A 12,088-nucleotide genomic window follows, 5' to 3' on the forward strand; every position below is an offset into this window, starting at 1 on the left:
GATGACAAATAGTTTGTAATAACTGAGACTTTATTCTAATATATATTGCAAATAACTTTTAATAAGTGCTATGTCGCTAAGTATGAAGCGTAAGCGGCATGACTGGTTGTGAGGACAAGAATGAAACAAGATCGGCTATTTCAAAGCCTGTTACTTACAGGCGCATTTTTTTTGGTGCTAACAACTCCCGCCTTCAGTCAGGAAGAAGGAAAAACAGAAGCACAGCAATCTGATAAAGCTGTCAATTCTGAGAAACGATTATTGAAATTGACTTCAGCACAGCAAGTTGGGTTGAATCAAGAAATTCCCCAACGCGCACAGATGAAGCTGCCCCCAAGAATTCGCCAAAAGCTTGTTCAGTCGCCAGCAACAGCAGTCATACCAGTTACGGGAGTAAAACTAAGTCCCACCGAAAAGGGTGTAGAGATTCTGTTAGAGACTTCCCAAGGGGAGCAATTGCAGGTGTCAGCCAAAAGCGAAGGTAACACTTACATTGCTGATATTCCCAATGCTCAATTACAGCTATCCAACGGTGAGACAACATTTCGTCCAGATCAACCAATTACAGGTATTACGCTCTTAGAAGTATCTAATCAAGATGCCAACACTATCCGAATAACTGTGACAGGAGAATCGGGATTACCAACTGTTGAGTTGTTTGATAGTGACGAGGGTGTGATTTTTAGCTTTACGCCCGTTGTTTCAACGACAACAGCACCAACGCAACCATCACAGCCAGAAGAAACCGAGCAGCCAACGAGTGAAACCACACCTACAGAACAACCAACGTCTGAAAGTGATGAATCAATTGAACTGGTGGTGACAGCAACTCGTACTGAAGAAGATGTACTAAATATTCCGCGTTCTGTCACTGTAATTACTCGTGAACAGATTGAGCAGCAATCTCAATTAAGTACCAATTTAGCTGATATTCTGGCGAAAACTGTTCCTGGCTTTGGCGCACCAACTAATCGTACTAATACATTTGGGCAAACTTTGCGGGGTCGCAATATTTCGGTTTTGATTGATGGTGTTCCGCAAAATAGCAATTTACAATCTATTCCGGCGCAATTGACAACTATTGATCCGAGTGCAATTGAACGGATTGAAGTTGTGCGCGGCCCGAATGCAATCTATGGTGGGCAAGCTACTGGTGGTGTCGTAAATATTATTACTAAGAGGCCAAGCGGTCAAAAACTAACTTCTACAACAAATATTGGTTTAGATACCTCTTTAACTCGTTCCGCAGATAGCTTTGGTTATAACCTTTCGCATCAAATTTCTGGTACAGAAGGGAAATTTGACTACACTGTGGGTTTTTCTCTGGTAACAACTGCGGGTTTTTATGATGCAGAAGGCGATCGCATTGCTAACTTTTCCGGTGATGACGATAGTAGAAAAATCAACGCTTTGGCTAAGGTAGGAGTAGAATTAGCACCAGAACAACGTCTACAATTCACATTCAATCATTTTGATCAAAAACAAGATACTGATTTTGTTTCTGATGAAGCAGTTGATAGTATACCCGGCATTCAAAAATCTCGCGCTTTGCGGATACCAGCAGGGACAACTGTAATTGGTGCTGATGATGGTAGTTTTATCAAAAACACTTTACTGAGCTTAAATTACAACAACGACAATATTTTTGGTAGCAAGCTGCAAGCTCAAGCTTACTATCGTAATTATGATTTCGGTGGCGGACTTCCTAGTGATAACCGGGGTGGAAGATTAGATGCAATCACTCAGTCAGAAGGAGATTCTGAACAGTTAGGCGGCAGATTGCAAGTTGAGACACCCTTCAATACTCAACAAACGGTCAGCTTGCTTTGGGGTGTGGACTATCAGAATGAGCGTAGTTCTCAAAGGTTCAATATTTTCGATCCTGTGGAATTTGACGCATCAGGGGGTCTAGTTTATCGCAAAACTGGCGAGCGGACTTTTGTTCCAGAATATGATTTTCGAGAACTGGGTGTATTTGGTCAGTTGCAATGGGAAGTTAGCGAGCAGCTGCAATTAAGCGGTGGTTTGCGTTATGTGAATATCGGTGTGAGTTTGGACGACTACACAACCGCAGAAAATCCCCGTCGTAATATTCAAGGTGGCGATCGCAGTTTCGACTCTACAGTATTTAATGCTGGTGTGGTCTACAAATTTACACCAGAAGTTAGTGTATTTGCTAACTTTGCTCAAGGTTTCTCTGTTCCCGATTTAGGTCGTGTTTTCCGCAGACCACCATCAGGTGTAGTCAATATTTTAAACTCTCTGCAACTGACAGAACCCCAAAAAGTAGACAACTATGAAATCGGGATTCGTGGTCAATGGGATAATCTCCAAGCATCCTTGTCTGGTTTTTACAATTATTCTGACTTAGGTTCAGCTTTTAACTTTAACGCTGATACTGATTTCCTAGAGACTGTTCGCGCTCCTCAAAAAGTTTATGGTATAGAAGCTGCTGTTGATGTTCAACCTGCTGAGGGTTGGAAAGTGGGTGGTACAGTGACCTGGACAGAAGGCGAAAATGACGAAGACAATGATGGTGAGTATTTAGCACTGAATAGCATCACAGTTGCACCTTTGAAATTGACAGCTTATGTAGAAAACCAAACTCTTAAAGGTTGGAGAAATAGATTACAACTTCTTTATTCTGGTAATCGCGATCGCGCTTTTGAAGATGGGGTTGAAGATGGCAAAATTAGCAGCTATGTCACAGTAGACTACCTCAGCAGCATCAAACTAGGACAAGGGGAACTACAAATAGGTATTCAAAACCTATTTAATAACCAATACTTCCCCGTTTATTCACAATACTTTGCTCCTTTCTTTGATAGTGCTAATTATGCAGGTCAAGGTAGAACTTTAAGCGTTGGCTATCGGATTAGTTGGTAAATCTTTTTATGGGTGAGTTTTTTGCTCACTCATGAAAAATACTTACTTCTGAGACAGATTTATCCAGGCTGGTTGGATTAATTAAATCTATTCGTTCAGATTGTTTTCTATTAGGAAGTTATTGCAAAATAATTATGTTAACCAAATTCCAAGAATAACTGAGCATGCGTACTTTTTTTATCATTTGGTTTGGACAGTTAATCTCAAATATTGGTAGCTACATGACCTATTTTGCTATCAAGCTTTGGGCTTGGGAATTGACAAATCAGGTCACAACATTAGCTCTATTAAGTTTTTTTACATTGATTCCCAGTATTTTGATTACATTAGTTTCGGGATTAATTGTAGACCGTGTAAACAAAAAAATATTGATGATAATTGGTGATACAGTAGCCGCTATATCTACAGTAGTTATCTTTTATCTATACTTAAATAATCAATTAGAAATTTGGCATATTTATTTAACGGGTGCTTTAAATGGAGCTTTTAGTGAAATTCAAGCTTTGGCGTATTCGACATCAATTTCTGTGCTAGTTCCCAAACAGCATTATACCCGCGCCACCAGTATGAATTCTGCTATTCATTACGGTTCAATTATTATAGCTCCAGCATTGGCAGGTGTACTTTATTATGTAATTGGTTTGAGTGGAATTTTAGTTATTGATTTAGTTACTTTTACAATGGCGATCGCCACTGTTTTTACAGTTAATATTCCCCAAACAAAAAACAAAAATCAAGCTCAGGAAAATATTGGTTTTTTACAAGAAATAATCTTTGGTTTTCGCTATCTTATAGAACGTCAGAGTTTATTAGCTGTCATCGCCACTGGTTCATTATTTTGGTTCGTTCATGATATTGGTGCAACCTTGTTTTCTCCGATGATTTTGGCGCGTACAGATAATAATGCCACAGTCTTAGGAAGTATATCTTCTGCCGCCGGATTGGGTGGGGTGACAGGAACTATAATTTTAAGTATTTGGGGTGGTTCTAAACGGCGTATCAATGGCTTTTTGTTAGGAATGATTGGCGCGGGAATCAGCAAAACAGTATTTGGTTTTTCACAAGGGTTAATGATTTGGCTACCAGCGCAGTTTTGTTCTTCGCTGAATTTTCCCATGTTGAGAAGTTCTGGTACAGCTATTTTGTTGAGTAAAGTTAAACCAGATGTACAAGGAAGAGTATTTGCTACAGAGTCTAGTATTCAACAGATTGTGTCTGCGATCGCCGTCTTTATTGCTGCTTTACTTGCTGACCATGTTTTTGAACCTGCTATGATGCCTGGAGGTAGTCTTACTCCCTTATTTAGCGGTTTATTTGGCACTGGAAAAGGTGCAGGCATGGCACTTTTGTATGTGATATCTTCTTTGGGTTTGTTGTGCGTTGGTTTGAGTGGATATGCTTACCCAAAACTACGGAATGTAGAAACTATCTTACCTGATCATGATGCTGAATACTCAGAGTCCGCTAAGACACCTTAAACTTGTACCCAAAGAAACATAAATTATTTTTAGTTATTGATAATAATTCTAAGTAATGAAAATTCTCAACCCTCATTTTTTGGTTTATGATGAACAATTTTTTTTGTGCAGAAGAATCTTGTCAAGCGAAAGAAGACCTTATTGGTACAGCATTAAATCGCCAATACTATGTTTTAATCGAAGTTCCACCACCTTGGACATCTCAACCCTTAAACTCAAAAGGAATTACCAAGAAACTACAAAATTTGCAATCAACTATTGATGAGTCTGAATGTTCTTTGAGGTTGGTATTTATTTACAATGCCAATTATTATCAAATTGGACAAACTCACCTAATTATCTATTATCAGGCAGAAGAATTATCTTCAGGGTATAGCAAGAAAGAATATATCCTATCAGATATTGATGATGCAGTACCAATTATAGAAAATTGTATCAACAATGAACTGTTTGTAGACGTTGAAGATACCAACATTCAAACTAGAGACTTGTTAGTGTGTACTCATGGTAGTCATGATAAATGCTGCGCTAAATATGGGATTCCTTTTTATCGTCAAGCCTTAGCAACAGTAGCCAATTTATCATTATCTCATGTTCGAGTTTGGCAAAGTAGTCATTTTGGTGGACATCGCTTTGCACCCACTATGATTGACCTGCCTACAGCAAGATACTACGGTAGATTAGACCAAAAATCTTTCATTTCTATTTTGACACAAACTGGAGATATCCAATCTTTAAAAAGTGTCTATCGTGGTTGGGGAATTTTACCTTGGCAAGTGCAAATATTAGAAAGAGAGTTGATGTTAAAATACGGCTGGGATTGGTTTAATTACCAAGTTAAAGGTTGTGTAATTGAACAAAACGAAGATGAGACTTTTAACCAAGTAGAGATAACTTTCATTACTCCTGATGATCTGGTTAATCATTATAGATGTAATGTAATTGAAGATGAAAGCAAAACTTTGTTTTTCCGTAGTCAATGTGGACAGGATGAATTAATAAAGTTTTCTCAATTTTCTATCACGGATTTGGGAAAAGTTAATAAAAACTTAGTGACAGTTTAGTTTACAGTAAAACAAGTTGTATGTGGGTTGTGAATTTAGCCCATAATTAAGAAAATGTCAAGTAAAAAAAATCTATTTATCAGGGTGTTTACCCTCCGGCATTGCCGACTTAGTTATCAACAGATTAAGTTAATTCTATTCAGCGTCATCACAGCTTTAATAGTTATTGGTTGTGGAGTAAGTAATCCAAAATCTGTCACTCTCAAAGCTGAAAATACCACTTCGCAAGTGCGAGTAGTAAAACACGCTATGGGTGAAACAAAAGTACCTATACATCCACAGCGAGTAGTTGTCTTAGGTGGCTTAGACAATGTTTTAGCTTTAGGAGTAAAACCAATTGCATCTACAACATTAGGCGATTATAATTTTCCTGATTACTTAGAAGATTTAACAATAGGAATCGAAAAAATTGGTACTAATGGTCAACCCAATTTAGAAAAAATTTTATATCTCAAACCAGACTTAATATTAGGTCTTTCTTGGGATGCTAAACTGTATGGGCAACTATCCCAAATTGCCCCAACAATTTTAGCAGATGAAGACAGAGAATGGAAATATTGGTTAAAAAAATACGCAGAAGCACTGGGAAAAACAGCAAAGGCTGAACAATTATTGCAAGCATATAATCAAAAAATAGAGATTCTGCGTCAAACAATGGGAGAAAACCTTGACCAAACAAAAGTCTCTTTAGTTAATTTTTGGGCTAATTATACTCGTCTTTATATGAATGAATCCTTTGGTGGGTCAATCCTCAAAGAAATTGGTTTACCTCGACCTAAATATGAAGATAAAGATAAACATCAGGAAAACATTTCTTTAGAATTAATTCCTCAAATCGGTGGGGATGTGATTTTTTTAATTCTGGGAGGACATAATGAATTAAGGTTAAAACAATTCACAAATCATCCTTTGTGGTCACGTTTACAAGCTGTACAACAAAATCGTGTTTATCCAGTTTCAGGTGACACCTGGATTGCTGCATGGGGACTGATTGGTGCTAATCGAGTTTTAGATGACTTGTTAAATTATTTGCCTTGAATAAAAAAATTGCTGGATTGCGGGGTTGACAAACAGAGCAAACGCATTTAATTTTTATCAAACTAAATTAAAAGTATTTAACAACTAGAAAAAACAATTTAATGTGATGAAATCAAACATATCAAGTTACAACTCTTGGGTAACTTGCCCCAAGCAAAATCCTTTGGCGGCTTTGCGTTTATTTTGTTTTCCTTATGCGGGTGGTAGTTCTTTGATTTTTCGCCCTTGGTGTGACTTTTTACCTGCATCTGTAGAAGTTTGTGCAATTGAAATTCCCGGACGAGGGAAGCAAATCAACTTAGCACCATTTAATCAACTAGAGCCGCTTGTGGATGCGATCGCCTCCTTTATCCACCCATATTTAGATAAACCATTCGCATTCTTCGGTCACAGTATGGGTGGGTTAGTAAGCTTTGAGTTAGCCCGTCTACTTCGTAAAAAGTATAGTTTTAGCCCCGTTCACCTATTTATATCTGGTCGTCGCGCCCCACACATTCCCGATTTAGAGCCACCAATTCATAGCCTCCCCGAACCTGCTTTTATAGAAGAACTGCGTCATCTTAACGGTACACCACAGGCAGTATTAGAAAATGCAGAATTAATGCAGCTATTTCTGCCAATACTCAGGGCTGATTTTGCTGTATTGGAAACTTATATTTATACTCCTGAACCACCTTTAGAATGTCCCATTACTGTTTTTGGGGGATTACAAGATTCCAGGGTTGGTTGTGACGAACTGCAAGCATGGCAAGAGCAGACAGAGGCTGATTTTAATTTATATATGTTTCCCGGCGACCACTTTTTTCTGCATTCTGCCCAATCTTTGTTACTAAAAAATTTGGCTGAATCTTTGACACCTAATTTACCTACATAAATTTTAGATGAAAACAACTATTATAAATAAGCTGAATGTCTAACCGAAATAGTAATCATTTTTGTACAAGCATCGGAAACTACGCTCACCACCATAGAAGTTGTTTTGTTGGTATTTTGAACACAAAAAATGATTGGTTTTGCCAGCAATACTTTGTGTGTTTGCTTGCCATGTTCATGGTCGGTTATTCTTTGCCTACAATTGCATCAGAAGCAAATCCTAGTCAAGCTGATGAATTAGAAATATTACAAACTAATATTACACAAAATGATTTCAAAATTATCGAACGATTAGTTACTATTGCCGAGCGGAATTCTTCTGAGGTACTAGAGGCAAAATCTGCTATGGGATGGCGTGCTTTTCAAGACGTTGTATCTATAGAATTATCCCCTTCTCTGACTACTACCAATTACAACTCACCTGATGATCCTGAAGAAAGGGAAAGTAGTTTTTACTTCAGCATTTCCCTTGATCCCATGAAGTTAATTAGTGCTTTTCAAAAAAAACCAATATTTAAAGCTCGTTTGCATGAAGCCAAGCAGCAGAAACGATTAGCTGTGATTCGCTACTACTTGGCTTATCTCCAGGCTCGTCAAGCAGTCAAAATCGCAGCTTATCGTATGCAAAATTTCACAAATAGTCAGCGTATTGCTAGCCTGAATTCTCAAACCAACCCTCCCCACAGTCTGAAAAGTCTTGCCAATGCTGACTATGTAGCAGCAGCAACAGAAATGCTCAACAGTAATGCACAGGAACAAGCAGCTTTGGCAGAATTGGCAGCTTGTGTTGGTTTATCTACATCGGCAATGATGACTGTGATCAATGGGCGTTAATCAAAGTCTCGTGTAGGGTGCGTCAGAAGCGATAATTGGGTAAAAAACAACGGATTTTAAACATCTGACGCACCCTACTAATGTGCCAGTGGCGTAAGTCCCAAATTAGGACTAAGAAATTTAGCCAAAAAGTTACTAATCATTCAGATTTTCAGGGAATAGAAACACAAAATCAGTAAGGGGGCTTGCTATTGCATCCCTCGTGATTCCAGTTTTTCCCCCTAGAATGGCTGGGACTGATGTTTTTTCCTGCTGGGAAAGTTTGATGGTTGCAGATGAATACAGGAATAATCGAACCTTACAGTGATGGATTTTTAGAAGTATTACCAGAGGGTGAAGACAGCGACTATTGGCAGATTGTGGCCATACATATTAATGGCCAAGCCTACTGTCCTACACCTCAGCTTTATCGTTCAGAAAAACTCGCATTAGCAAAAGCGGCACAAATTTATGATTGGCTAGTTGAACATCCACCAGAAATCAGTCATGGGGTTTGCTATTGTTCTCTATTGAAACTGATTCTCTGGCAACAACCAAAGCTATGTTAGGTGAAGCGGAGGTGATGCGCCTGGAAATGGTCTGCAATCCACATTCAGGCGATCGCTGGCGGTTTGGTTACTTCTACAATCCTCAGCTTGATTTTTATCCCCGTCGTCTACACCATTTAACTGCGTTGGGCAGGAAAGCCCGCCCTTCTGTATGCTTGATCAAACCATGCAAAAAAATTTCGTTTTGTTTGGGGTCGAAATCGCTTGACTTTTTGCTCTAGGAGTGATATTTTTATAATGGGAATGCGTGCTTACAAAAAAATTTTGCTCACACCCGATTATGTATGATGTCATTATCTTACCACGTTCACCCCGACCTCAACCCCAAAATCAAAAAATTTTTTTGATAAAAACTTATAAAAAATCTAGACAAGAATAACTGAAACTTATTAATCGCAGAAAACAACTGACTTTTATAAAGATAATAGTACCAGAAAGGAGAGGTAATACAGATGGCAGAGGCTAAAAACGTACTTGGTACAGACTTAGAAGTTTGCTGTACTTCGCCCATGACTGGGTTTTACCGTGATGGGTTTTGTTCTACAGGTGCTTATGATGTCGGAATGCACGTTGTTTGCGCTCAAGTCACGGCAGAATTTTTAGAGTTCACTAAATCACGAGGTAACGACCTCAGCACACCTGTTCCTGAGTATAATTTTCCTGGATTAAGGCCGGGCGATCGCTGGTGTTTATGTGCATCTCGTTGGCAAGAAGCCTTAGAAGCTGGGGTAGCTCCTCCGGTTGTGCTTGCAGCCACCCACGCTAGAGCCTTGGAAGTCTGTAATTTAGCAGATTTAAAAAAACACGCTCTCAAAGCTAAAGACGAGATTTAACGAGATTTTAAGTGAACACTGGTAAACTACAGAAAACTTAGGGGTTGAGCAAATTTCAAGCCATGCCCACCCTACAAAAATTGTTATGGTCTTTTGTAGGGTGCGTCAGAAGAGATAATTTGGTCAAGTTGAACAGATTTTCAACATCTGATGTCATGTCCGTTTAAATAATTATCATATCTGTTGGGGTAGGGAACAGGGAACGGGGAACAGGGAACAGGCAACAGGCAACAGGGAACGGGGAACAGGCAACAGGGAAGAAGAAAATATCAGCATCGAAAACTTATCATAAGTAATTAGCCGGACATGATATGACGCACGCTACTAACTGATATCTTGCACCATTCTCAATAACCGTAGGGCGATGCACTGTCCACAACGTAAAAATAAGGGTTAGAGCGTATTTTCAGCAGTGCATCGCCTGAGTTTATTTGCAATAAAGCAACTGGTGCAAGATGTAAGCTAATGTGCTAGTGAGGTACAGTCAATGGACGCAGATATACGCAGATATACACAGATAAATTTATATTTGATTAGACTAGAAACCGCTATTTTGAATTAAAAAGAGTGAGCAATGCTCACTCAAAATATAATGAGGAAAATCTGATTGCAAGTTAAATTTCTGCTAAAGCATCAATAGCTGGCCCGTTGATGACTTTACCTTGGGCATTAAAGCGCGAACCGTGACAGGGACAATCCCATGTTTGTTCGGAAGAATTCCAACTGACAATACAATTGAGATGGGTACAAACTGCGGAATGTTGGTGTAGTTTACCGCTTTGATCACGATAGGCAGCGATTTTATTTAAACCACTTCTGACTACTGCGCCTGTACCGGGGGCAATTTTTTCTACATTGTCTACTTCTCCTGGTGTCACCCAGTCTAAATATTGAGAAGCTACGTTAATATTTTCTGAGATAAAATCACCAACTGCACCGACTCTAGCCCTTGAGGGATCATAAACTTCTGCCCAGGTGTTTTTTCTCCCCAAAATCATATCTGATAACAAAATTCCGGCAATTGTACCGTGAGTCATCCCTAAACCAGAGTCACCTGTAGCGATGTAGATATTATCTGTGTCAAAGGGGTTTTTACCAATGTAGGCGATGCCATCATCAGCGTTCATTACTTGACCTGACCAACGATATAAAATATCTTCTACCATTGGGAAGCGTTCTTGTGTCCACTGCTGGAGTTTGGCATAACGAGCATCAGCATCGTCAGCTTGTCCGGTTTTATGGTCTTCACCACCGACTATTAAGATATCATATTGCTCATCTAGATTTTGTAGACGCACGTAATGGTAAGGGTCGAGGGTATCCCAATATAATGCTTGAGTCACCGAACCACGAGGCACTTTTGCACCAATGACAAAGGTGATGTAAGCAGCTTGCTTGAAGTGCATAGTAGCTAAGTTGCTAATAGGTGAGTTGGTTGCTACTACTACAGCGTCAGCAGTTACTACTTTACCGTTGCTGGTTTCCACACGGGCTGTTGCACCACCTTGGATTTTTTCGACGTGGGTGTTAGTATAAATTCTACCGCCATAATTTTCTATGGCTGCAACTAATCCTGTGAGATATTTGAGTGGGTCAAATTGCCCTTGTTGGGGAAAGCGTAGACATACGCCTGTGTCAAAACCTGTGAGTGGTGCTTGTTTGACAAGTTCGACATTAGTCAGTCCAGCACGATGGGCGGCGGCCAATTCTCGCTGCATTTCGTCTAAGGACTGAAGGTCGGGCGGAAACAGATAGCCGTTTAGTCTGGTAAAATCACAATTGATATGTTCTTGGGTGGCGATCGCTTCTATCGTATTAATTGCTGTCAGATGACTTTCGGCAATTAATTTAGCACGTTCTTCTCCGTGCATGTCCTCTAGTTCATAGTAGCGATAACTCAACACGTTGGATAAATGTGCTGTAGTGCGTTCTGTTTGTCCTCCACCTACAGCCCCATCATCTAATACTACTACAGATTTACCGGCACGAGAAAGCATATAGGCGGTTGACATCCCCGCTATCCCTGCACCTACAATACAAACATCTGCATGGGTGTTTTCTATCAGTTCTGGTTGTACTGGTACGTTTGCCGTTGTCATCCACACAGAAATAGTTTTTCCAGAATCACTTTGCATAGAGCTTTTATGATTATGAACTCCCTGCTAGCAATGAGAAAATTTTGCATTTTTCTGCACTGACACTAGCAAGGTTGAGCCTGACTTAATACTATTTACTTGTGGAATTTTAGACGGTTATTTTTGTTGAATATATCTATAGTTCGATAGAATTAGATAATCTACTTTAATGAGGATGTAATACTAAGATTTTTTTTGATAAGTGATTATGTTCTGGCGGTTGAAAAAATTTTCCTCTCCATCTCAATAATATCTATAAACATAGCTACACCATTAATAATTAATTATTTCTGGCGACAATTTTGATTAAATATAGGCATCTAATTTGATGTTTAAATTATTTGTATTTTTGGCTTTATATAGCTTACATGAATCAATGGTTTATCGGGTTGATTTATA

At 39.1% G+C, this 12,088-nt stretch carries 10 protein-coding genes; 9 read left to right on the top strand and 1 reads right to left on the bottom strand.

The window, feature by feature from the left end:
* Positions 1-120: 120 nt before the first annotated feature.
* The 9 genes from A3775_RS22125 to A3775_RS22160 all read left to right on the top strand — a co-directional run bounded on the left by A3775_RS22125 (position 121) and on the right by A3775_RS22160 (position 9,554).
* Complete coding sequence (locus A3775_RS22125) at positions 121-2,886, top strand: TonB-dependent siderophore receptor (protein WP_066426823.1); 2,766 nt, start codon at positions 121-123, stop codon at positions 2,884-2,886.
* 164 nt (positions 2,887-3,050) lie between these two features.
* Complete coding sequence (locus tag A3775_RS22130; protein WP_066383192.1) at positions 3,051-4,364, top strand: MFS transporter; 1,314 nt, start codon at positions 3,051-3,053, stop codon at positions 4,362-4,364.
* Between the two features lie 86 nt (positions 4,365-4,450).
* On the top strand, positions 4,451-5,428 hold the full coding sequence (locus A3775_RS22135) for a sucrase ferredoxin (RefSeq protein ID WP_231867057.1): 978 nt from the start codon (positions 4,451-4,453) through the stop codon (positions 5,426-5,428).
* A 54-nt stretch (positions 5,429-5,482) separates the two neighbouring features.
* Positions 5,483-6,466, top strand: a complete 984-nt coding sequence (locus tag A3775_RS22140) for an ABC transporter substrate-binding protein (protein ID WP_066383196.1) — start codon at positions 5,483-5,485, stop codon at positions 6,464-6,466.
* Positions 6,467-6,572: 106 nt separating this feature from the next.
* Positions 6,573-7,340, top strand: coding sequence for a thioesterase II family protein (locus A3775_RS22145; protein ID WP_066426825.1), 768 nt, complete (start codon positions 6,573-6,575; stop codon positions 7,338-7,340).
* 170 nt (positions 7,341-7,510) lie between these two features.
* Positions 7,511-8,173, top strand: a complete 663-nt coding sequence (locus A3775_RS22150) for a hypothetical protein (protein WP_066383202.1) — start codon at positions 7,511-7,513, stop codon at positions 8,171-8,173.
* Between the two features lie 275 nt (positions 8,174-8,448).
* Positions 8,449-8,721 carry a hypothetical protein gene (locus tag A3775_RS22155; RefSeq protein WP_066383203.1) on the top strand — a complete coding sequence of 91 codons (273 nt, stop codon included), beginning with the start codon at positions 8,449-8,451 and terminating at the stop codon, positions 8,719-8,721.
* Positions 8,715-8,942 carry a hypothetical protein gene (locus A3775_RS24515; RefSeq protein ID WP_156481710.1) on the top strand — a complete coding sequence of 76 codons (228 nt, stop codon included), beginning with the start codon at positions 8,715-8,717 and terminating at the stop codon, positions 8,940-8,942. The genes A3775_RS22155 and A3775_RS24515 overlap by 7 nt, the downstream gene beginning before the upstream one ends.
* Positions 8,943-9,173: 231 nt before the next feature.
* Positions 9,174-9,554: a DUF2237 family protein gene (locus A3775_RS22160; protein ID WP_066383205.1), complete on the top strand. Its 381-nt coding sequence runs from the start codon at positions 9,174-9,176 to the stop codon at positions 9,552-9,554.
* Between the two features lie 614 nt (positions 9,555-10,168).
* Here A3775_RS22160 and A3775_RS22165 read toward each other — a convergent pair.
* Positions 10,169-11,689: an FAD-dependent oxidoreductase gene (locus A3775_RS22165; protein WP_066426827.1), complete on the bottom strand. Its 1,521-nt coding sequence runs from the start codon at positions 11,687-11,689 to the stop codon at positions 10,169-10,171.
* Between the last annotated feature and the right edge of the window lie 399 nt (positions 11,690-12,088).

Origin of the sequence: Anabaena sp. 4-3 (assembly GCF_001597745.1) — a bacterium.
In the GTDB taxonomy this organism is placed as follows: domain Bacteria; phylum Cyanobacteriota; class Cyanobacteriia; order Cyanobacteriales; family Nostocaceae; genus Trichormus.

What these genes read in the sequence shown, in the direction of transcription:
- A3775_RS22150 (WP_066383202.1), top strand. Translation starts at nt 7,511, where the DNA reads ATGTTCATGGTCGGTTATTCTTTGCCTACAATTGCATCAGAAGCAAAT.
- A3775_RS22160 (WP_066383205.1), top strand. Translation starts at nt 9,174, where the DNA reads ATGGCAGAGGCTAAAAACGTACTTGGTACAGACTTAGAAGTTTGCTGT.
- A3775_RS22135 (WP_231867057.1), top strand. Translation starts at nt 4,451, where the DNA reads ATGATGAACAATTTTTTTTGTGCAGAAGAATCTTGTCAAGCGAAAGAA.
- A3775_RS22145 (WP_066426825.1), top strand. Translation starts at nt 6,573, where the DNA reads ATGAAATCAAACATATCAAGTTACAACTCTTGGGTAACTTGCCCCAAG.
- A3775_RS22130 (WP_066383192.1), top strand. Translation starts at nt 3,051, where the DNA reads ATGCGTACTTTTTTTATCATTTGGTTTGGACAGTTAATCTCAAATATT.
- A3775_RS22155 (WP_066383203.1), top strand. Translation starts at nt 8,449, where the DNA reads ATGAATACAGGAATAATCGAACCTTACAGTGATGGATTTTTAGAAGTA.
- A3775_RS22165 (WP_066426827.1), bottom strand. Translation starts at nt 11,689, where the DNA reads ATGCAAAGTGATTCTGGAAAAACTATTTCTGTGTGGATGACAACGGCA.
- A3775_RS24515 (WP_156481710.1), top strand. Translation starts at nt 8,715, where the DNA reads ATGTTAGGTGAAGCGGAGGTGATGCGCCTGGAAATGGTCTGCAATCCA.
- A3775_RS22140 (WP_066383196.1), top strand. Translation starts at nt 5,483, where the DNA reads ATGTCAAGTAAAAAAAATCTATTTATCAGGGTGTTTACCCTCCGGCAT.
- A3775_RS22125 (WP_066426823.1), top strand. Translation starts at nt 121, where the DNA reads ATGAAACAAGATCGGCTATTTCAAAGCCTGTTACTTACAGGCGCATTT.